This window comes from Pseudomonas sp. REST10, from assembly GCF_029542605.1.
In the GTDB taxonomy this organism is placed as follows: Bacteria; Pseudomonadota; Gammaproteobacteria; order Pseudomonadales; family Pseudomonadaceae; genus Aquipseudomonas; species Aquipseudomonas khazarica.
Window position 1 is genome coordinate 313,620 of sequence record NZ_CP035677.1, and the last position, 20,227, is coordinate 333,846.

19 protein-coding genes are annotated in these 20,227 nt (G+C 64.3%); all 19 read left to right on the forward strand.

The features are described from left to right. The first annotated feature begins 134 nt into the window (after positions 1 to 134). Entirely contained in the window at positions 135 to 680 is a 546-nt protein-coding gene (locus EWH21_RS01460; protein WP_037052162.1) for a TRAP transporter small permease subunit, read from the forward strand. Beyond that, positions 673 to 2,049, forward strand: a complete 1,377-nt coding sequence (locus tag EWH21_RS01465; RefSeq protein WP_037052157.1) for a TRAP transporter large permease subunit — start codon at positions 673 to 675, stop codon at positions 2,047 to 2,049. The genes EWH21_RS01460 and EWH21_RS01465 overlap by 8 nt, the downstream gene beginning before the upstream one ends. 105 nt (positions 2,050 to 2,154) lie before the next feature. Further along, complete coding sequence (locus EWH21_RS01470; protein WP_277699631.1) at positions 2,155 to 3,057, forward strand: D-hexose-6-phosphate mutarotase; 903 nt, start codon at positions 2,155 to 2,157, stop codon at positions 3,055 to 3,057. 435 nt (positions 3,058 to 3,492) lie between these two features. Continuing rightward, on the forward strand, positions 3,493 to 5,055 hold the full coding sequence (tssA, locus tag EWH21_RS01475) for a type VI secretion system protein TssA (RefSeq protein WP_277699632.1): 1,563 nt from the start codon (positions 3,493 to 3,495) through the stop codon (positions 5,053 to 5,055). A gap of 54 nt (positions 5,056 to 5,109) precedes the next feature. After that, positions 5,110 to 5,616, forward strand: a complete 507-nt coding sequence (tssB, locus tag EWH21_RS01480; protein WP_037052146.1) for a type VI secretion system contractile sheath small subunit — start codon at positions 5,110 to 5,112, stop codon at positions 5,614 to 5,616. 25 nt (positions 5,617 to 5,641) lie between these two features. Then, positions 5,642 to 7,120 carry a type VI secretion system contractile sheath large subunit gene (tssC, locus tag EWH21_RS01485; RefSeq protein ID WP_037052143.1) on the forward strand — a complete coding sequence of 493 codons (1,479 nt, stop codon included), beginning with the start codon at positions 5,642 to 5,644 and terminating at the stop codon, positions 7,118 to 7,120. Positions 7,121 to 7,126: 6 nt separating this feature from the next. After that, positions 7,127 to 7,552 carry a type VI secretion system baseplate subunit TssE gene (gene tssE / locus EWH21_RS01490; protein WP_037052140.1) on the forward strand — a complete coding sequence of 142 codons (426 nt, stop codon included), beginning with the start codon at positions 7,127 to 7,129 and terminating at the stop codon, positions 7,550 to 7,552. After that, positions 7,542 to 8,066, forward strand: coding sequence for a PAAR domain-containing protein (locus tag EWH21_RS01495; RefSeq protein ID WP_277699633.1), 525 nt, complete (start codon positions 7,542 to 7,544; stop codon positions 8,064 to 8,066). Before tssE ends, EWH21_RS01495 begins: the two co-directional genes overlap by 11 nt. Before the next feature lie 18 nt (positions 8,067 to 8,084). After that, entirely contained in the window at positions 8,085 to 9,017 is a 933-nt protein-coding gene (locus EWH21_RS01500; protein ID WP_277699634.1) for a DUF6402 family protein, read from the forward strand. Between the two features lie 17 nt (positions 9,018 to 9,034). Further along, positions 9,035 to 9,427, forward strand: a complete 393-nt coding sequence (locus EWH21_RS01505; protein WP_277699635.1) for a hypothetical protein — start codon at positions 9,035 to 9,037, stop codon at positions 9,425 to 9,427. Positions 9,428 to 9,551: 124 nt separating this feature from the next. Then, a complete protein-coding gene (locus EWH21_RS01510) occupies positions 9,552 to 10,085 on the forward strand; it encodes a carboxypeptidase-like regulatory domain-containing protein (protein WP_167494338.1) in 534 nt (177 codons plus the stop codon). Next, complete coding sequence (gene tssF / locus EWH21_RS01515; RefSeq protein ID WP_134676672.1) at positions 10,085 to 11,875, forward strand: type VI secretion system baseplate subunit TssF; 1,791 nt, start codon at positions 10,085 to 10,087, stop codon at positions 11,873 to 11,875. Before EWH21_RS01510 ends, tssF begins: the two co-directional genes overlap by 1 nt. Then, positions 11,839 to 12,846 carry a type VI secretion system baseplate subunit TssG gene (tssG, locus tag EWH21_RS01520; RefSeq protein ID WP_037052128.1) on the forward strand — a complete coding sequence of 336 codons (1,008 nt, stop codon included), beginning with the start codon at positions 11,839 to 11,841 and terminating at the stop codon, positions 12,844 to 12,846. The genes tssF and tssG overlap by 37 nt, the downstream gene beginning before the upstream one ends. Positions 12,847 to 12,857: 11 nt before the next feature. Continuing rightward, positions 12,858 to 15,470 (forward strand): type VI secretion system ATPase TssH, encoded by a 2,613-nt coding sequence (gene tssH / locus EWH21_RS01525; RefSeq protein ID WP_277699636.1) that lies wholly within the window; start codon positions 12,858 to 12,860, stop codon positions 15,468 to 15,470. A 10-nt stretch (positions 15,471 to 15,480) separates the two neighbouring features. Next, positions 15,481 to 17,010 carry a sigma 54-interacting transcriptional regulator gene (locus EWH21_RS01530; RefSeq protein ID WP_152487499.1) on the forward strand — a complete coding sequence of 510 codons (1,530 nt, stop codon included), beginning with the start codon at positions 15,481 to 15,483 and terminating at the stop codon, positions 17,008 to 17,010. A gap of 47 nt (positions 17,011 to 17,057) precedes the next feature. Continuing rightward, on the forward strand, positions 17,058 to 17,192 hold the full coding sequence (locus EWH21_RS01535) for a hypothetical protein (RefSeq protein ID WP_037052120.1): 135 nt from the start codon (positions 17,058 to 17,060) through the stop codon (positions 17,190 to 17,192). A gap of 20 nt (positions 17,193 to 17,212) precedes the next feature. Further along, entirely contained in the window at positions 17,213 to 18,409 is a 1,197-nt protein-coding gene (gene tagH / locus EWH21_RS01540; RefSeq protein ID WP_037052117.1) for a type VI secretion system-associated FHA domain protein TagH, read from the forward strand. 5 nt (positions 18,410 to 18,414) lie between these two features. Next, entirely contained in the window at positions 18,415 to 18,897 is a 483-nt protein-coding gene (gene tssJ / locus EWH21_RS01545) for a type VI secretion system lipoprotein TssJ (RefSeq protein WP_037052114.1), read from the forward strand. Next, a complete protein-coding gene (gene tssK / locus EWH21_RS01550; protein WP_152487500.1) occupies positions 18,894 to 20,225 on the forward strand; it encodes a type VI secretion system baseplate subunit TssK in 1,332 nt (443 codons plus the stop codon). The genes tssJ and tssK overlap by 4 nt, the downstream gene beginning before the upstream one ends. Positions 20,226 to 20,227 lie beyond the last annotated feature (2 nt).

Below are 20,227 nucleotides of genomic sequence, written 5' to 3' on the forward strand. Positions count from 1 at the left end.
AGTACGGGCATTGCTGCATCACCGGTAGCCTGCCTAGAATCCCCGGCCTGCGGCCCACAAGGACGCGGGCGGCGTGATGTGCAGCCAACCGGTTTGCTGTCCTGTCTCCTACTCATAACGATAAAGGACTCACTATGTCCGACAAGCCTCCACTCCCCCTCGCTCTTGCGTACCTGATCGATGCTCTCAACGCCTGGCTGGGCAAGGCCTGCGCCTGGCTGACCCTGTTCCTGGTGATCGGCACCGCCATCGTCGTGGTGCTGCGTTACGGTTTCGGTATCGGCGCCACCGCCCTGCAGGAGGCGGTCCTCTATGCGCATGCCCTGGTCTTCATGGGTGCTGCCGCCTGGGTTCTGCAGCGCAACGGTCACGTCCGCGTGGACATCTTCTATCAGAACTTCAGCGGCCGCCGTCAGGCGCTGGTGGAGGTGCTCGGCAACCTGCTGCTGCTGTTGCCGGTGGCGCTGTTTCTCGGCTGGGCCAGCTGGGACTACGTCAGCAACTCCTGGTCGACGCTGGAGGCCTCCAGCGAGTCGGGCGGCCTGAAGTTCGTCTACCTGCAGAAGAGCATCATCCTGGTGCTGGTCGCCAGCCTGGTGCTGCAGGGCATTTCCAACCTGATCAAGGCGCTTTGCGTCATCAGCGGTCGCCTGCCGGCTCCGGAGGTGAAACATGGCTGAGTTGATGGCGATTCTGCTGTTCGTCAGTATCTGCGTGGCCCTGATGGCCGGCTTCCCGGTGGCGTTCACCCTGGCCGGCGTGTCCCTGCTGTTCGCCGGTATCGGCGTGCTCACCGGAACCTTCGACGCGGGCTATCTGAGCGCCCTGCCGAACCGTCTGTTCGGCATCATGAACAACCAGACCATGCTCGCCGTGCCGTTGTTCGTGTTCATGGGGGTGATGCTGGAACGCTCACGGGTGGCCGAGGACCTGCTCGAGTCCATGTCGCGCCTGTTCGGCACCCTGCGTGGCGGCCTGGCGATCTCCGTGTGCGTGGTCGGCGCCCTGCTCGCCGCGAGCACCGGCATCGTCGGCGCCACCGTGGTGACCATGGGCCTGCTGGCGCTGCCGACCATGCTGCGGCGTGGCTATGACCCGGCGATCGCCACCGGCACCCTGGCTGCCACCGGGACCCTGGGGCAGATCATCCCCCCGTCCATCGTCCTGGTTCTGCTGGGTGACGTGATGTCCAGCGCCTACCAGCAGGCGCAGCTGAAGATGGGTATCTTCTCACCGAAGACCGTGTCGGTCGGTGACCTGTTCGTCGGCGCGCTGCTGCCCGGCCTGCTGCTGGTCGGCCTGTACATCGCCTACATCATCTTCGTCGCGATCTTCCAGCCGAAGAAACTGCCGGCGCTGCCGCAGGAAGAGCTCGGCCCGATCGAATGGGGCAAGCTGGCCAAGGCGCTGATTCCGCCGCTGATACTCATCGGCGCGGTGCTCGGCTCCATCCTCGCCGGCTACGCGACGCCCACCGAGGCTGCTGCGCTGGGCGCGGTCGGTGCCATGTTGCTGGCCCTGAGCAAGAACAAGCTGAACCTCGGCCAGCTCAAGGAAGTGGCCTACGGCACCACCGAAATCAGTGCCATGGTCTTCATGATCCTGATCGGTGCCTCGCTGTTCTCCCTGGTGTTCCGTGGCTTCGGTGGCGAAGTGCTGATCGAGGACGTGTTCGCCCAGTTGCCGGGTGGCGTGCTCGGTGCGTTCTTCCTGGTGATGCTGGTGATCTTCCTGCTCGGCTTCATCCTCGACTTCATCGAGATCACCTTCGTGGTGGTGCCGATCGTCGGGCCGGTGCTGCTGGCCATGGGGCTGGACCCGATCTGGCTGGGCGTGATGATCGCCCTCAACCTGCAGACCTCGTTCCTCACCCCGCCGTTCGGCTTCGCGCTGTTCTACCTGCGGGGCGTGACACCGGCCAGCGTGGCGACCAGCACCATCTACAAGGGCGTGCTGCCGTTCATCCTGATCCAGATTCTGCTGCTGGTGATCGCCTACCTGTTCCCGGGGCTGATCACCTGGCTGCCGGAACAGGTTTATGGTCCGTAGGTCATAGCTTGCAGTGAGCAGACGCCCGTCCCTGTGACGGGCGTTTTTGCTTCCTGTGCACGGCATGCTTCAACCAGACCCTACTTCGTGGAGCGAGAGGCCCTCATGAGCAAGACCCAAGTCGAACGCGTGGAGCTGGACCAGCTCACCTGCTGGCGCATACGGGCGCAGCGCAGCGAGCTGCTGGTTGCCCAGCAGGGCGCGCAGATTCTCAGCTACCAGCAGGATGACCAGCCCCCGCTGATCTGGCTGAGCCCTGACGCGGCCTATCGGCATGGCCAGAGCGTGCGTGGCGGCGTGCCTGTCTGCTGGCCCTGGTTCGGCGATCTGCGGCGCAACCCCGAGGCGGTGCAAGCGCACTATCAGCACGACGAGGCGCCGGCGCACGGCCTGGTACGTGGCCTGGACTGGCAACTGCTGGGCATCGCCGAGGAGGATGGCGCGGTCAACCTGCGCTTTGCCTTCGACAGCCGCGAACAGCCGCTGCCCGGCTGGCCGCGCGACGCCGCCGTGCACTTCGATATCCGCCTGGGAGAAGACCTGCAGCTGCGCCTGGAGACGCAGAACCGCAGCGACCACCCGCTGACCCTGAGCCAGGCACTGCACACCTATTTCGCCGTCAGCGACGTGCGCCAGGTTCACGTGGAAGGGCTGCAGGGGTGCCGCTACATCGACACCCTGCAGGACTGGCAGGAGCTGCGCCAGGAGGCGGCGCCAGGATTCGCCGGCGAGACCGACCGCATCTACCTCGACACGCCGGCTCGCCTGAGCATCGTCGACCGGGCCTGGGGACGGCGCATTCACCTGGACAGCACCGGGTCACGCTCGGCGGTGCTGTGGAACCCGTGGGTCGACAAGGCCAGGTGCCTGTCGCAGTTTCCCGATGAGGGCTGGCAGAACATGCTGTGCATCGAGACCGCCAACCTGCTGGAGGATGTCGTACAGCTGGAAAGCGACGAACGGCATCGATTGCAGCTACGCCTGTCCAGCGAGGCTACGGCGTCCTGATGGGCGTCGTCCTCGCCTGTCGCTCTGGCATAAAGCCAGCACTGCAAACAGTGGTCGGCATCACAAAAAGACAATATCAATAAGCCATCAAATGTGATGCGCCACTAATTTGCTAGTAAGTTATTTCCTACAACTATCGAAGAACTTATCCGTACGGCAAAACATCGATAACAACTTGTTGGAAGTGCGCGACAAATACCAGGTACTGACGTTCCGGCAATAATCCGGAAGATGTCGACGAATGTTAGGCATTTCACACTTTGGGCGGTTGCCCACCTTCGATCATGGGGCTAGGATGCCCGACTCATAAGGATCTTGCGCAAGTTGTTGCACAAACAGCTGCGCAAAAAGTTGCGCACTGCGGTGTTTTTGCGATGGCCGGATGGCCGTTTGCGATGCCGTGGAAGTTGCCCACTTTAATAGTCGAGTCATGGAATGACGTACTCCAGCAAGCTGACAGCGCATTATCTCGATCTGGCCAGGACGCCTATTAATGAAGGCAACTTCGCCGGCGAGGATGTGCGCTATTCCAGCGAATACGAATTGCTGGAAACCGAACTCGGCAAAGCGGCCTCCCTGCATGAAACCGGCGGCATCGACTGGCAGAAAGTGCGTGAGGGCAGCGAGAGCCTGCTGAGCACCCAGTCCAAGGACCTGCGGGCCGCCACCTGGCTGACCTGGGGGCTGTTCCAGCGCGAATCCTTCGCCGGTCTTCAGGCCGGCCTCAACCTGCTGCACTACCTCTGCGAACAGCACTGGCACGAGCTGCATCCGCGCAAGGCCCGTACCCGCACCGCCGCCATCAACTGGTTGTTGCCCCGCCTGGAACAGGCGCTGGCCGAACACGTGCCGATCAGCGAGCAACTGCCGCTGTTCCGGCGCATTGCCGAGCACCTGCACGGGCTCGAAGCCAGCCTGTCCAGCCACCTGGGCGAGGACTCGCCCCTGCTGCTGCCGCTGTGCCGGCGCCTGGACGAGCAGATCAAGCGCGCCAGCCAGGGCCAGGCCGAGCCCGGCGCGATGGGAGCGGCGATTGCGCAGGTCAAGCAGGTCGCGACCCAGATCATCACCGGCACTGGCCCGATCGAGAGCGAGAAGGATGCGCACAAGGCCCTGCGCACCCAGCAGGACGCGGCTCGGCCATTGTGCAGCTGGTGGCTGAAGAACAAGGCCACCGACCTCAAGCCGCTGCGCCTGTCACGCACCCTGCTCTGGCTGCCCATCGAGTCGCTGCCGGAGCGCAACGCTGAACAGATCACCGCCCTGCGTGGCCTGCCGGCCGACAAGCTGGCGTCCTACAAGGAGCGCTTCGCCCAGGGCGCCTATGCCGACCTGCTGGCCGACCTCGAGGCCAGCATCGCGCGTGCGCCGTTCTGGCTCGATGGCCAGCGCCTGGTCTGGGAGTGCCTGCAGGAACTCAAGGCCGAGCAGGCCGTGCGCGAGGTGGAGATCCAGCTGGCGCTGTTCCTGCAGCGCGTGCCCGGTCTCGACGAACTGCGCTTCCACGACGGCGTGCCGTTCGCCGACGCCGAGACCCGTGCCTGGATCGGCGCTCACGTGCTGCCGCACCTGCAGGCCCCGGAAGTCGAGAAGAAGCCCAGCGCCACCGAGCAAGGCGCCACGCCGCCATGGGAAGAGGCCCTGCAGCAGGTGTTGCCTGGCCTGCGCAAGGACGGCCTGAAGCCCGCCGTGCAGCAGCTCAAGCAGGGCATGTCGCGCGCCCGCGGCGGCCGCGAACGCTTCTTCTGGCAACTGACCCTGGCCCGTCTGTGCTTTGCGGCGAAGAAGTACGACCTGGCCAAGACCCAACTCGAATCGCTCGACCAGACGCTGCAGGCCTCCGGCCTCGGCGAGTGGGAACCCGATCTCGCCCTGGACGTGCTGCGTCTGCTGCACAACTGCTGCGAGCTGCTGCCGCAGAACCATGCGGTGCGTGACAGCAAGGACGAGATCTATCGCAGGCTGTGCCACCTCGATCTCGAGGTGGTGCTGGAGTAAGGCGCCAATACGCCAATCAAGGCCTCCGGGCCATCAACGCAAAGGAGAACACCCATGGCCAAAGAAGGCTCGGTAGCCCCCAAGGAACGCATCAACGTCACCTTCAAACCCGCCACTGGCGGCGCCCAGGAAGAAATCGAACTGCCCCTGAAGCTCATGGTGCTCGGCGATTTCACCCAGCGCGCTGACGATCGCAAGATCGAAGACCGCAAGCCGATCAGCATCGACAAGAACAGCTTCGACGAAGTGCTGGCCAAGCAGGAACTGAACCTGACCTTCGCCGTACCGAACCGTCTGCAGGACGAAGAGACCGACGACGAGCTGGCCGTGCAGCTGAAGATCAACTCCATGAAGGACTTCAACCCGGCCAACCTGGTCGATCAGGTCCCGGAGCTGAAGAAGCTGATGGAACTGCGCGACGCCCTGGTCGCCCTGAAAGGCCCGCTGGGCAACGCCCCGGCCTTCCGCAAGGCCATCGAGAGCGTGCTCTCCGACGACGACTCGCGTGACCGCGTGCTCGGCGAACTGGGCCTGGCCGCCAAAGACAAGCTCGACTCCTGATACTCACTGACAAGGACGCATATTCATGAGCACGACCAGCGCAGCCGTAGAAAGCAGCCAAAGCGCCGCCGACCTCGGTATCCTCGACCGCATCATCGCTGAAACCAAGCTGACTCCGGACGACGAAGCCTACGACATCGCCAAGCGTGGCGTGTCGGCCTTCATCGAAGAGCTGCTCAAGCCGCAGAACGAAAACGAGCCGGTGAAAAAGGCCATGGTCGACCGCATGATCGCGGAGATCGACGCCAAGCTCAGCCGGCAGATGGACGAAATTCTCCACCACCAGCAGTTCCAGTCCCTGGAATCCTCCTGGCGCGGCCTCAAGCTGCTGGTGGATCGCACCAACTTCCGCGAGAACATCAAGCTGGAGATCCTCAACGCCTCCAAGCAGGATCTGCTCGATGACTTCGAAGACAGCCCGGAAATCGTTCAGTCCGGCCTGTACAAGCACATCTACACCGCCGAGTACGGCCAGTTCGGTGGTCAGCCGGTCGGCGCCCTGATCGCCAACTACTTCTTCGATCCGAGCGCCCCGGACGTCAAGACCCTGCAGTACGTCGCCTCGGTGGCCTGCATGTCCCACGCGCCGTTCATCGCCGCTGCCGGCCCGAAATTCTTCGGCCTGGAAACCTTCACCGGCCTGCCGGACCTGAAGGACCTCAAGGATCACTTCGAAGGCCCGCAGTTCACCAAGTGGCAGAGCTTCCGCGAACAGGAAGACGCCCGCTATGTCGGCCTGACCGTACCGCGCTTCCTGCTGCGCAACCCGTACGACCCGGAAGACAACCCGGTGAAGACCTTCGTCTACAAGGAAAACGTGGCCAACAGCCACGAGCACTACCTGTGGGGCAACACCGCCTACGCCTTTGCCAGCCGTCTGACCGACAGCTTCGCCAAGTTCCGCTGGTGCCCGAACATCATCGGCCCGCAGAGCGGTGGCGCGGTGGAAGACCTGCCGCTGCACCACTTCGAGAGCATGGGCGAGATCGAGACCAAGATCCCGACCGAGGTGCTGGTTTCCGACCGCCGCGAGTACGAACTGGCCGAGGAAGGCTTCATCGCCCTGACCATGCGCAAGGGCAGCGACAACGCCGCGTTCTTCTCCGCCAACTCGGCGCAGAAGCCGAAGTTCTTCGGCATCAGCGAAGAAGGCAAGACCGCCGAGCTGAACTACAAGCTGGGCACCCAGCTGCCGTACATGTTCATCATCAACCGTCTGGCCCACTACCTGAAAGTGCTGCAGCGCGAGCAGATCGGCGCCTGGAAAGAGCGCACCGACCTCGAGCTGGAACTGAACAAGTGGATCCGCCAGTACGTGGCCGACCAGGAGAACCCGAGCGCCGAAGTGCGTAGCCGTCGTCCGCTGCGTGCCGCCCAGGTCATCGTCAGCGATGTCGAAGGCGAGCCGGGCTGGTACCGCGTCGGCCTGAACGTGCGTCCGCACTTCAAGTACATGGGTGCCGACTTCACCCTGTCGCTGGTCGGCAAGCTGGACAAGGAGTAAGCATCGATGGCCTACGGCAGCCTGTTCGAGCGCCTCGGTGGCGAGGCCGGCCAACGTGCCGGCTGGAGCCGCGAGGTCGCCGCCATGGCCTCGGTGGCTGCCCATCTGGCCAAGATGCTCAGCACCCGTGCGGGCAGCGTGCAGACGCTGCCCGACTACGGGTTGCCCGATTTGAACGATATGCGCCTGTCGCTGCACGACTCGCTGCAGCAGGCGCGTATCGCCATCGAACGCTTCATCGAAGCGTACGAACCGAGACTGTCCCAGGTGCGCGTGATTTCCCTGCCGCGCACGCACGATCCGCTGCGTCAGGCCTTCGCCATCGACGCGATGCTGGAGATGGACGGTATCAAGCGTCAGGTCAGTTTCTCCGCGAGCCTGGATGGCAGCGGTCAGGTCAACGTCAACCCAGGAGCCTCACATGTCCGGTAAACCCGCCGCTCGCCTGAGTGATCCCACCGCATGCCCGATCCCGGGCCACGGCACCAACCCGATCGCCGCTGGCTCGCCCGACGTGCTGTTCGACGCCTTGCCGGCCGCGCGCATGGGCGATGCCTCCGCCTGTGGCGGCGCCATGGCCGGCGCGGTGATTCCCACCGTGCTGATCAACGGCAAGCCGGCGGCGGTGGTCGGTAGCGTCGGTAGCCATGGCAATACCGTGGTTGCAGGCTCCGGCACCGTGTTGATCGGTGCGAGTGGCGGTGGGGCAGCGTTTGTTCCACCAGCGCCTGTGGACATTAAAGGGGTGTTCGATGAGTTCTTCGTTCTCGTTGACCAAGACTCAGGTATCCCGTTGAGCGGCGTTTCATATGTTCTCCGTAGTGCATCCGGAGAGGAGCTCCATGGCGTTACCGGGGTAGATGGGAAAACCAGAAAATTCTGCTCTTCTAGTGCAGAAACCATCGAGTTGGTCATCACCGAACAATCTGAAGTCGTGATTGCCTGACTACGAGGAGCTTTGTACATGTCCGACATCGTCTTGAAGTCCACACTCACACCGAGTTCGCAAAACCCTCAAGGAACGACCTCGCAGGTTCGAGTGTTCAAGATTACGGATATTCCAGCGGCCATGGATAAAATGGGCTGGCAGGTTTCCGCGAAGCTAATGCGACATTGGTTTCAGGGCGATCCTTGGAGCACTCCCAGCGGCGGCATGACTGAATCAGTCAAAAGTCATGCACAAATGCCTCCTTCCCAATATATGGAGGAGACGATAGTCACTTACCAATGGTTGATGAGCTATCCCAGGGTAGTGAATGCTCGTAACGAGCTAAGGGCAGCTTGGAACAATTCAAAAGCAAAAGAACTCATTCGTCGTAATATCCTCAGGGAGTTTGGTCAGCATTCGGCTGGGTGCTTCCCTCTATCGTTCAACGGTCAGGGCAGTAAAGCTGAGGCTTTTGGTTACAGCAACAGTCGTGCGATTACTTTTGACACTATTGGCGATGATCTGAATGATCTGCGAGGTGCATTAGCAAACTTCAATCTACGAGTCGTTGCTGAGGGCGTTGTCAATGTATTTTCGGACAAGGTGGTCTTCATCGCCGAGCGTATAGGCTTCTATGCCGAAGACGCATATGACTTTAATGATGAAGGTGTTTTCAGTCAGCCGCTTGGGTATTGGAACTTCGACGGAATTGCGGAAGGCGTGGTTGATGGTCTTAGCAATAACGCCAATATCGAATATGAAAAAGCGAAAGCCGTTGCTACGGCTCCCTTCACTGGTGATGACGTTGAGCAGCGCTTCAAGGATTTAGAAAGTAAGCGTTATTTCTTGATTGCCAATAGTCACTTTGTGAAGTATCGCTCACTAAAGAATAAGGGTGGCGACTTCGTTGTCTATTCCAATATTGGTTACGAGGCCATTGCCCCAGTCACGTTCGAGTTTAAGAAATGAATATTCGAAAGGTCTCAATGACTCTGCTGCTGCCGATATCATTCTTTCTCCTGGCTTTGGTAGGGGCAGTTCATCTCGTCACTGCTCAAAAGGCGCAGTACACCTATAGCAGTCCGTCGGGGAGATTCATTCTGCAGAACGTGCTGCTTGCGCCTTGGCTAGGGTCTTGGTGTGATCTTGCCTACATCCGAGTTATCGATACCCATACGCCGGATTCCAGTTTCCGTACGCCGCTCTACAGCAAATATTATACCGATATGCGTATGCACGAAGATGATCGAGTTGTAGGCGTTATTTGGTTCGACTTCGACAAGCAACAACAGTCCTTCAGTGTGGGGGTTCCAGACTGGAAAGATAGCTGGATGAACGTCTTTATCAGTAACACGCCTTACCAAGTTGTTGAGAACTGACGCGATGTGCTTTCTCTGCATTGAAGAACAGGGCTTTAGCTTTCTGCGGCCAGCCTCTGCACAGCCGGGTTCCGGGTTCTGTTGCCCTGAGGGGATGAAAAGTGGTGCCGGAAACTTGTGGTTTGTGAACGCTGAACGTGCTGCCTGCATCGCTGCGCTGTTCGCATCGCTGGGTACGCTGGTGCTTTCCAATATGCTCATCAACAGTCTGATGCTTGCGGCTTTCTTTGTGCTCGCGGCCTGTGTTCCCTACCCGCACTCGGTGACCCGAAACGCTGCCATCGAGGGCCGTGTGCTGTCTGCCGAGACAGGGTTGGGCGTGGCGGGCGCCACGATCGAGCTGCAGGTTCGCAGTGACGCGTCGTGGGTATCCGAAACCCTCAGCGATTCCGCTGGGCGCTTCGCCTTTGCCGAGCGCCGCGACCATCGCCTGATGGTCCAGCTGGCCGATGCGCCACGCTGCCTGACCGCGCTCTCGGTCAGTGCCCCGGGTTATCACACGCGTCGCTGCGGCTGGATCAGCCTGCAGGGATGCTCGTCAGAACCGATGAAGCTGCCACGGCTGCTGCTGCAGCCGGAACACCTCGCAGAGCGCGAAGAAGAGATGCCGGACAGCCTCTGGCAATGCACCGAATCGGCCATGGAGAAGGCCCGCTAATGTCTTTCAACCATTACTACCAGAGCGAACTCACTGCCCTGCGTCAGCTGGGCAAGCGCTTCGCCGAGCGCAGCCCGGCGCTGGCGCCGTTCCTTGGCCAGGCGGGACGCGATCCGGACGTCGAGCGCCTGCTGGAGGGCTTCGCCTTCCTCACCGGGCGCCTGCGGCAGAAGCTCGATGACGAGCTTCCGGAGCTGACTCACTCGCTGATGCACCTGCTGTGGCCGAACTACATGCGCCCGCTGCCGGCCTTCAGCATGCTGCAGTTCGATCCGCTGACCCGGCCTGGCCCGGCGCTGCCGGTCAATCGCGGTACGCCGGTGGAAGCCAAGGCCATCGAGGGCGTTACCTGCCGTTTCCGCACGTGCTTCCCCACCGAGGTGCTGCCGCTGTCTCTGAACGGCCTGGATTACTCGGTCAAGGGCGATGGTGCGCTGCTCAGCCTGCGCCTGGGCATGACGGCCGATGGTCACATTGGCGAGATCGGCCTGAACAAGCTGCGCCTGCACCTGGCCGGCGAGCGATACATCGGCCAGATGCTCTATCTGGCGCTGCTGCGCAACCTCGGTGGCATCCAGGTGGTGCCCCTCGATGCCGCAGGCAAGCCGCTGCTGGATGCCTTCGGCCAGGCCCTCGGCACCCTCCAGCTCAAGCCCGAGCTGGTGCAGCCGGTAGGTTTCGCCGAAGACGAGGCGCTGATTCCCTACCCGCTCAATACCTTCCGCGGCTACCGCTACCTGCAGGAGTACTTCGCCTTCCAGGAGAAGTTCCTGTTCGTCGACCTGCTCGGCCTGGATGCCGTCAACAGCCTGCCCGAGGACCTGCTCAAGCAGGCGCGCGGCCTGGAGCTGCGCTTCGATATCCACAAGGCCGGCGTGCAGCGTATTCGCCCGACCCTGGAAAACGTCCGCCTGTACTGCACGCCGGTGGTCAACCTGTTCCAGCATGACGCCATTCCCATCCGCCTCGACGGCAAGCAGGACCAGTACCTGCTGCTGCCCGCCGAGTTCGATGCACAGCACTGCGGTGTGTTCTCGGTCGACCGTGTCACCGGCTGGAAGCCGGGCGGCATGGGCTACGAGGAGTACGTGCCGTTCGAGTCGTTCGAGCACGATCCCAGCTTCGACGTGCCGATGGCGCGCCCGCACTACAGCGTGCGCCAGCAGCCGTCGATGCTTGGCGATGGCCTGGAGACCTGGCTCAGTTTCGGCCTGCGCAACCTGGACCGCCACGAGACGCTGTCCATCGAGCTGACCTGCACCAACCAGAACCTGCCGCGTCAGCTGAGCCTGGGCGACATCTGCCTGCCCAGCGAGGACACCCCGGACTTCCTCAGTTTCCGCAACATCAGCGCGGTCACGCCGTGCTACGCGCCACCGCTGCATCGCGACTTCCTCTGGAAGCTGATTTCCAACATGTCGCTGAACTACCTGTCGCTGGCCAACGTCGAGGCGCTCAAGGTGATCCTCGAGACCTACGACCTGCCGCGCTACTACGACCAGCACGCCGAGCGAGTCAGCAAGCGCCTGCTGGGCGGCCTGAAGAAGATCGGCCACCGCCATGTCGACCGCCTGCACCGTGGCCTGCCAGTGCGCGGGGTGCGCACCGAGCTGGTGATGAACCCGGAGGGCTACCTGGGCGAAGGCGACCTGTTCCTCTTCGCTTCGGTACTCAATGAATTTTTCGCGCTGTACGCCAGCCTCAACTCGTATCACGAGCTGCAGGTACAGAGCACACAGGGAGAGTTGTACAAATGGACGCCACGTATGGGGCAGCAGCCCCTACTCTGAATCGGTTCAGCCGAGGCATCCGCGAGTACAGCCTGTTCCAGGCCGTGCAGCTGGTGCTGGAGCGTCTCGGGGCCGCCCATCCGCATCTGGATGAAGAGCGCCTGTACGAGTACCTGGAATTCCAGGCCAACCCGAGCCTGGGCTTTCCGGGCAGCGACATCGATCGCGTGCAGTTCTTCGAGGAGCACGGCGAGCTGCGGGCGCGTATGCGCGTCAACCTGGTCGGCCTGTTCGGTGGTGGCTCGCCGCTGCCGGCGTTCTACAGCGAGCAGGCCCTGGGTGACAGCGAGGACGGCAACCCGACGCGCGACTTCCTCGACCTGTTCAACAACCGCCTGCAACGCCTGTTGCTGCCGATCTGGCGCAAGTACCGCTATCGCGCCTGCTTCCAGAGCGGTGCGCTGGATGCGTTCTCGGCGCACCTGTTCGCCCTGATCGGGCTGGGCAGCGAGCAGATTCGCCAGGCCCAGGAGCTGAACTGGAAGCGCCTGCTGCCCTACCTCGGCCTGCTCAGCCTGCGCGCCCACTCCGCAGCGCTGATCGAGTCGGTGCTGCGTTACTACTTCAAGCATGCCGAGCTGTTCATCGAGCAGTGCCTGGAGCGCCAGGTGGTGGTGCTGGAGGAGCAGCGCAATCGCCTCGGCCGCGCCAACAGCCTGCTGGGCGAGGACACCGTGCTCGGTGAGCGCGTGCGTGACCGTGGCGGCAAGTTCCGCATCCACGTGCGCCAGCTGGGCTGGACACGCTTTCACGAATTCCTGCCGATCGGCACGGGGTACCAGCCGCTGTGCGCGCTGGTGCGTTTCACCCTGCGCGATCCGCTGGACTACGACATCCGCCTGGAGCTGCGTCAGGACGAAATCCGCGACCTGCGCATCGGCGAAGGCAACCCCTGCCTGCTGGGCTGGACCACCTGGCTCGGTCGTGAGAACGCCGACGGCCTGGTGACGCTCGGCAGCAAGATTCATTAAGGACAGATGAAATGATCAACGTCGACCTGCAACAACTGGTTCAAGCCCTGGACGCCGCGAGCAAGCGCGATCTGGAGATGGCCGCCGAGCGCTGCGTGGTGCGTGGCGGCAACAAGATCCTCGTCGAAGACCTGCTGCTGGGTCTGCTGGAGCGCCCGGAGAGCCTGCTGGCGCGTGCCCTGCAGGATGCCGAGCTGGACGCCGGTGAACTGGCCCAGGCGCTGCAGCCGCGCGGCGAGCACAGCGAGTCGCGCAACCCGGTATTCAGCGCCGAGCTGGTGCAGTGGCTGCAGGATGCACTGCTGGTGGCCAACCTGGAGCTGGGCGCCAGCCAGATCGACCAGGCGGCGCTGATTCTCGCCTTGCTGCGCAACCCCATGCGTTATGCCGGCAGCCGTTACCAGGCCCTGCTCGGCAAGCTCAATGCCGAGCGGCTGCGTGATTTCGCCCTCAGCCAGCAGCCGCAGAGCGCAGGCGGCAAGCCGGCCGCGCCTGGCGAGTCGAACCTGGCGCGCTTCACCCACAACTTCACCCAGCAGGCCCGCGACGGCAAGCTCGACCCGGTGCTGTGCCGTGACGGCGCGATCCGCCAGATGGTCGATATCCTCGCCCGTCGCCGCAAGAACAACCCGATCGTGGTGGGTGAGGCCGGCGTCGGCAAAACCGCCATCGTCGAAGGCCTGGCCCTGCGCATCGCCACCGGCGAGGTGCCGCAGGTGCTCAAGGGTGTCGAGCTGCTGTGCCTGGATCTCGGCCTGCTGCAGGCCGGTGCCAGCGTCAAGGGCGAGTTCGAGCGTCGTCTGCAGGGCGTGATCGATGAAGTGAAGGCCTCGCCCAAGCCGATCATCCTGTTCATCGACGAAGCCCACACCCTGATCGGTGCCGGTGGCCAGGCGGGCAGCGGCGATGCCGCCAACCTGCTCAAGCCGGCCCTGGCCCGTGGCGAGCTGCGCACCATCGCCGCCACCACCTGGAGCGAATACAAGAAGTACTTCGAGAAGGACCCGGCCCTGGCCCGTCGCTTCCAGCCGGTGCAGCTGCACGAGCCAACCGTGGAGGAGGCAGTGACCATCCTGCGCGGCCTGGCGCCGGTGTACGAGAAGAGCCACGGCATCTACCTGCGCGACGATGCGGTGGTCGCCGCCGCCGAACTGTCGGCGCGCTACCTGGCCGGCCGCCAGCTGCCGGACAAGGCCGTGGACGTGCTCGACACCGCCTGCGCCCGTGTACGCATCAGCCTGGCGGCGGCTCCCGAAGCGCTGGAGCGCCTGCGTGGCGAGATCGCCGAGGGCGAGCGTCAGAGCGAGGCCATGCGCCGGGACCTGGATGCGGGCCTGAACATCGACGGCGAAGCGCTGGATGCCCTGGAGAGTCGTCTGGTTGCCGCGCGCGCCGAGCTGGAACAGGTGGAAACGCGCTGGAGTGTGCAGCGTGAGCTGGCCGAGCGCCTGCTGGAGCAGCGCAAGCAATGCGCCGCCGCCCGCCTGGCCGGCGACGAGGCACCCAGCGACGAGTCGGCTGAAGCGCCGCGTGCGAGCCTGGAAGAACTGGAAGAGCAACTGCGCGCCATTCAGGTCGAACTGGCCAGCGCCCAGGCCGGCGAGCGCCTGGTCAGCTTCGAGGTCTGCCCGCGCCTGGTGGCGGAAGTGATCAGCCACTGGACCGGGGTGCCGCTGAGCCAGCTTGCCCGTGAGCACAATACCAAGGTCATCACCTTCGCCGACGACCTGCGCCAGCGCGTGCGCGGCCAGGAGCAGGCGATCCAGGCGCTGGACAAGGCCATGCGCGCCACCGCTGCCGGCCTGAACAAGCCCGATGCGCCGGTGGGCGTGTTCCTCCTGGTCGGCCCCAGTGGTGTCGGCAAGACCGAGACCGCGCTGGCCCTGGCCGACCTGTTGTACGGCGGCGAGCGCTTCCTCACCGTGATCAACATGTCCGAGTTCCAGGAGAAGCACACCGTTTCGCGCCTGATCGGCGCACCGCCCGGCTACGTTGGCTATGGCGAGGGCGGCATGCTCACCGAGGCGGTGCGGCAGAAGCCCTACTCGGTGATTCTCCTCGACGAAGTGGAGAAGGCCGATCCGGACGTGATGAACGTCTTCTACCAGATCTTCGACAAGGGCGTGGCCAACGACGGCGAAGGCCGCGAGATCAACTTCCGCAACACCCTGATCCTGATGACCAGCAACCTGGCCAGCGAGCGCATCGCCAGCCTCTGCGCCGGCGGTGAGCGTCCGGCGGCCGAGGACCTGGAGCTGGCCATTCGTCCGCAGCTCAGCCAGCACTTCAAGCCGGCGCTGCTCGGGCGCATGCGCGTGGTGCCCTACTACCCCATGGACGGCGACCTGCTGCGCCAGCTGGTCGGCCTCAAGCTGGCCCGTTTCGGCGAGCGCCTGGCGCGTCGCCAGCTCGCGTTCAGCCACTGCGACGGTCTGGTCGAGCACCTGGCCGAGCGGTGCACCCATGGCGACAGCGGTGCCCGCCTGATCGATCACCTGATCGACCAGCACCTGCAGCCGCTGGTGGTCGACCGCCTGCTCGACGCCATGGCCGCAGGGGAGACCCTGCAACGTGTGCACGCCACGCTGGACGCCGATTCGGCCGTGACCTGCGAGTTCGTCTGAGGTGCCGCCGATGTTCGCCGAAGTCCCGCAACCCCTGCGCTACGCCGAGGCCCTGCTCGGCCGCTATGCCGAGCTGGCTGGAGCGGCCAGTGCCGAGAGCCTGCTCGCCGGCCTGGTGCGCGCGGCAGCGGAGCTGGCCGACTGCGCGTTGGGGCAGCTCTACCTGCTGGACCACACCAATACCCGGCTGGCGCTGACGGCCGAGTGGCTCGATGGCGTGCTGCAACCGCGTGAGGCGGCCAGCCTGCCCAGCGACTACGACGGCGAGCAGCTGCTGCAGTACTGCCTGTGCCAGAACCAGGTGCTGTGCATCACCGAACTGGACAGCGCGCTGCATTCCATCGCCTGCCTGCCGGAGACCAACCGTGCCTGGCGCAGCCTGCTGTGCCTGCCGCTGCATGACGGCGCCGGTCACGTCCGTGGCCTGCTGCTGGTCGCCAGCCACGAGCGGCGCATCCTGCAGGGCTTCGCCAGTTCCTTCGCCCAGCTGGGTGGCTTCGCCCTGGCTCAGTTGCACCTGCTGCGGCGCCTGCGTGCGCCGACGGCCGACGGCGAGGCGCTGGCCGCGCCCGTGGCCTCCGCTCCCGGTACGCCCTGCGCCAGTGGCTATGGCCTGCTCGGCCAGAGCCAGGCCATGCGCCGCGTCTACCAGTTGATCGGCAAGGTGCTGCACAGCCCGGTCAGCGTCCTGCTCACCGGCGAGACCGGCACCGGCAAGGAACTGGTCGCCCGCGCCATCCACGATTGCGGGGCGCGGCGAAGCAAGGCGTTCATCGTGCAGAACTGCGCGGCGTTGCCGGAGAACCTGCTGGAAAGCGAGCTGTTCGGCTATCGCAAGGGCGCCTTCACCGGCGCCGACCGTGACAAGCCGGGCCTGTTCGATGCAGCCGACGGCGGCACCTTGTTCCTCGACGAGATCGGCGACATGCCGCTGGCGCTGCAGGCCAAGCTGCTGCGCGTGCTGCAGGAAGGCGAAGTGCGCCCCCTGGGCAGCAGCGAAACGCACAAGGTGGATGTGCGCATCGTCGCCGCCACCCATCAGGAACTGCGCAAACGCGTCGAGGATGGCCGCTTCCGCGAGGACCTGTTCTATCGCCTGTCGCACTTCCCCATCGAGCTGCCGCCGCTGCGCGAGCGCGACGAGGACATCCTGCTGCTGGCACGCCACTTCGCCAGCACGGCCAGCGGCCTGCTGCAGCGTGATGCCTGCCGCTGGAGCGACGCCGCGCTGGGGCACCTGGCCGGCTACGGCTTCCCGGGCAACGTGCGCGAACTCAAGGGCCTGGTCGAGCGCGCGGTGCTGCTCTGCGAAGGCGGAGAGCTGCTGCCCGAGCACTTCAACCTCGAACAGATGCAGAGCACGGGCAACGAGCCGCTGAGTCTGCGCGAGCGCATGGATCGCCTCGAGCGCAACCTGCTGCTCGACTGCCTGCGCAAGAACCGCGGCAACCAGACCAACGCCGCCAACGAACTGGGTCTGCCCCGGCGCACCCTCCTGTACCGCATGAATCGGCTGAAGATCAGCCCGAGCGAGGTCTGAGCATGCTCGCCCGTTTCTTATCCACTTACCTCCTAGGAGCGCATTCCATGTTGCATCGCTATCGCGCCGCCGCCCTGCTGGCGCTGGCCATCGTTCTGGCCGGCTGCTCCGGCAACTACAAGTTCAGCGACGATCAATACCGCCCGCTGGGCGATCCGCAAGCCGAGAAACGCGGCCACTGACCGCAAGGAGTAGGTTCACCATGGAACTGGTATTCGATGTGGTCAGCGCACAGCAGTTCGTGCCAGGTCTATTGACCACCAAGACCTTCAAGCAGGCCGGCGGGGTGATTGGCCGCGCTGAGGAATGCGACTGGGTGATCCCGGATCGCAAGCGCGTGCTGTCCAGCCGTCATGCGGAAGTCAGCTACCGTGATGGCGCCTTCTACCTGACCGACACCAGCAGCAACGGCATCGCCCTCAAGGACAGCGGCGCCAGTCTCGGCAAGGGTCGGCCGCAGCGTATCGAGCACGGCAGCGTCTACTGCCTGGGCGACTTCGAGATCCGCGCCCGGCTGATTCAGGACCCGGCGATGTTCGAGGGCGATATCGGCCTGCCGCAGGCCGCCGGCAGCATCATCCCCGACGACGCCTTTCTCGACCTCGACCCGCTGACCGCCCTGGACCAGCAGGAGCGCGTCTACGCCGAGGTGGATGACCTGACCGCCGTATTGCGGCCTGACACCGCCCATGCGCAGCAGCGCGACTACGCGCAGATCGACGAGGAAAACCTGCTGGTTCCCGAGCTGGTCGTGCCGCAGCCCGCGCCGCAACCGAAGCCTGCGCCGGAGCCCGAGCGCCTGCCGCCGAGCTTCTGGGAGAAATTCTCCGATGCGCTCGGGGTCCGCCTCGACGACCTCGACGAAGACGCACGTCAGGCCCTGGCGCTGAATGCCGCCCGGCTGCTCAAGCAGAGCGTCGGCAGCCTGCAGCAGGCGTTGCGTACGCGCAGCGAGCTGAAGAACGAACTGCGCCTGGCCCTGACCACGGTGCAGAGTGCCGGCAACAACCCGCTCAAGCACGGCCTGGACAGCAGCGAGACGCTGGGCGCCCTGCTGCGTGGCGGCAAGGCCGGGCAACTGCCCGCGGAGCAGGCCATCAGCCGCAGCTTCCGTGACCTGCAGGCACACCAGGTGGCGCTGCTCGCCGCCAGCCGTGCGGCGGTCAAAGGCATGCTGGAGCAGTTCGACCCCGAGCAACTGACCCTGCGCTTCGAGCGCAGCGGACGCAAGCCGCTGCTGGCCACCGACGGCAGCCGCTGGCGTGCCTACCGTCGCCTGCATGCCTCGCTGGAGCAGAACGACGACTGGAGCGATCGCCTGTTCGCCCGCGACTTCGCCAATGCCTACGAAGAACAGGTCCGCCTGATCGCCACCCTCAATACCGACCTTCAAGGATGATGCCCATGCCTCGCCTGTTTTCTCTGGCGCTGTGCGCCCTGTTGCTGACCCTGAGCGGCTGCTCCGCGCTGTCGCCCTACTCGCACATGACCAAGCTGGACCTGAGCCTGGCCGGCAGCGATCAGCTCAACCCCGACCTCAATGGTCGTCCGTCGCCGATCGTGGTGCGCCTGATGGAGCTCAAGCACCCGGTCGCCTTCGAGAACGCCGATTTCTTCTCCCTCTACCAGCGTCCCAAGGAGGCCCTGGCCCCGGACCTGGTGGCCCAGGAAGAGCTGGAGCTGCGCCCGGGTGAAACCCGTGAGCTGAAGCTCTCGGTGCAGGAAGGCAGCCGTTACGTCGGCGTGCTCGCCGCCTACCGCGACCTGCCGGAAGCCAGCTGGCGGTTCGTGATCGACATCGACGAGCAGGAGCGCAACGCGGCGAACCTGCGCCTCGACGAGCGCGGTATCCGCAACCTCGACGACGAGCAGGAGCAGAGTCGATGAGCCAGCACAAAGTCATCTGGCAGGAAGGCATGCTGCTGCGCCCGCAGCACTTCCAGCAGAACGATCGCTACGTCGATCAGCAGCTCAAGCTGCGTACGCAGAAACTGGCCAGCTACGCCTGGGGGTTCTTCGAGCTGGAGATCGACCGCCAGTTCCTCAACATGGGCAAGCTGGTGGTGAGCAAGGCCAGCGGCGTGCTGCCTGACGGCAGCCTCTTCGACCTCGGTGCCGAGCGCGAGCCGCTGGGCCTGGACGTGCCGCCGAATACCGGCAATACCCCGGTCTACCTGGCGCTGCCGCTGGTCACGGGCAACCATATCGAAAGCCGCCGTTCCGAACAGCAGGACGTGCTGGCCCGCTACATCGCCTTCGACGAGGAAGTGACCGACTCCAACGCCGGTGACAGCAGCGTCAGCCAGGTCAGCACCGGCCGCCCGGATTTCCGCCTGCTGCTCGGCGAGCAGCAGAGCGACCAGGGCTACGTGCGGATCAAGCTGTGCGACGTGCTCGACACCACGCCTGACGGGGTGATCAGCCTCGACCCGGAATTCAGCCCGACCTACGTCAACTTCCAGGCCTCGGGCTACCTGCTGAGCTGCCTCAAGGAAGTGATCAGCATGCTGGCGCACCGTGGCGACATCCTCGCCGAGCGTATCCGCGCCACGGGCAAGGTGGGCGGCGCCGAGGTCGGCGACTTCATGATGCTGCAGCTGATCAACCGCTACGAGCCGATCCTGCGCCACCACCTGGGGGTCGAGCAGGTCCACCCGGAGCAGATCTACCGTGAACTGGTCGGGCTGCTCGGCGAGCTGGCCACCTTCTCCAGCGAGACCAAGCGTCCGCGCCTGGAGGGCCGCTACCTGCACAGCGACCAGGGCATGAGCTTCCGCAAGCTGATGGACGCCATCCGCCAGGTGCTGTCGATGGTGCTCGAACAGCACGCCATCGAACTGCTGCTGCAGCAGCGCCAGTACGGCATCCAGGTCTCGCCGCTGCACGACCACAAGCTGCTCGGCACCTCCAGCTTCGTGCTGGCCGCCAGCGCCCAGTGCGATTCCGAGGAGCTGCGTCAGCGCCTGCCGGCCCACCTCAAGGTCGGCCCGGTCGAGCGTATCCGCCAGCTGGTCAACCTGCACCTGCCGGGGATCAAGGTCAAACCGCTGCCGGTGGCGCCGCGCCAGATTCCCTTCCACTCGGGCAAGACCTACTTCGCCTTGGAGCTCAGCTCCGAGGAACTGGCGCAGCTGGAACGCTCCGGCGGCTTCGCCTTCCACGTGTCCGGCGAATTCTCCGGGCTTGAGCTGAAATTCTGGGCGATCAGGAACTGACC

What these genes read in the sequence shown, in the direction of transcription:
- tssG (WP_037052128.1), top strand. Translation starts at nt 11,839, where the DNA reads ATGGACGCCACGTATGGGGCAGCAGCCCCTACTCTGAATCGGTTCAGC.
- EWH21_RS01460 (WP_037052162.1), top strand. Translation starts at nt 135, where the DNA reads ATGTCCGACAAGCCTCCACTCCCCCTCGCTCTTGCGTACCTGATCGAT.
- EWH21_RS01535 (WP_037052120.1), top strand. Translation starts at nt 17,058, where the DNA reads ATGTTGCATCGCTATCGCGCCGCCGCCCTGCTGGCGCTGGCCATCGTT.
- EWH21_RS01470 (WP_277699631.1), top strand. Translation starts at nt 2,155, where the DNA reads ATGAGCAAGACCCAAGTCGAACGCGTGGAGCTGGACCAGCTCACCTGC.
- tssC (WP_037052143.1), top strand. Translation starts at nt 5,642, where the DNA reads ATGAGCACGACCAGCGCAGCCGTAGAAAGCAGCCAAAGCGCCGCCGAC.
- tssA (WP_277699632.1), top strand. Translation starts at nt 3,493, where the DNA reads ATGACGTACTCCAGCAAGCTGACAGCGCATTATCTCGATCTGGCCAGG.
- EWH21_RS01530 (WP_152487499.1), top strand. Translation starts at nt 15,481, where the DNA reads ATGTTCGCCGAAGTCCCGCAACCCCTGCGCTACGCCGAGGCCCTGCTC.
- tssE (WP_037052140.1), top strand. Translation starts at nt 7,127, where the DNA reads ATGGCCTACGGCAGCCTGTTCGAGCGCCTCGGTGGCGAGGCCGGCCAA.
- EWH21_RS01495 (WP_277699633.1), top strand. Translation starts at nt 7,542, where the DNA reads ATGTCCGGTAAACCCGCCGCTCGCCTGAGTGATCCCACCGCATGCCCG.
- tssK (WP_152487500.1), top strand. Translation starts at nt 18,894, where the DNA reads ATGAGCCAGCACAAAGTCATCTGGCAGGAAGGCATGCTGCTGCGCCCG.
- tssJ (WP_037052114.1), top strand. Translation starts at nt 18,415, where the DNA reads ATGCCTCGCCTGTTTTCTCTGGCGCTGTGCGCCCTGTTGCTGACCCTG.
- tssB (WP_037052146.1), top strand. Translation starts at nt 5,110, where the DNA reads ATGGCCAAAGAAGGCTCGGTAGCCCCCAAGGAACGCATCAACGTCACC.
- EWH21_RS01465 (WP_037052157.1), top strand. Translation starts at nt 673, where the DNA reads ATGGCTGAGTTGATGGCGATTCTGCTGTTCGTCAGTATCTGCGTGGCC.
- EWH21_RS01500 (WP_277699634.1), top strand. Translation starts at nt 8,085, where the DNA reads ATGTCCGACATCGTCTTGAAGTCCACACTCACACCGAGTTCGCAAAAC.
- tssF (WP_134676672.1), top strand. Translation starts at nt 10,085, where the DNA reads ATGTCTTTCAACCATTACTACCAGAGCGAACTCACTGCCCTGCGTCAG.
- tssH (WP_277699636.1), top strand. Translation starts at nt 12,858, where the DNA reads ATGATCAACGTCGACCTGCAACAACTGGTTCAAGCCCTGGACGCCGCG.
- tagH (WP_037052117.1), top strand. Translation starts at nt 17,213, where the DNA reads ATGGAACTGGTATTCGATGTGGTCAGCGCACAGCAGTTCGTGCCAGGT.
- EWH21_RS01505 (WP_277699635.1), top strand. Translation starts at nt 9,035, where the DNA reads ATGACTCTGCTGCTGCCGATATCATTCTTTCTCCTGGCTTTGGTAGGG.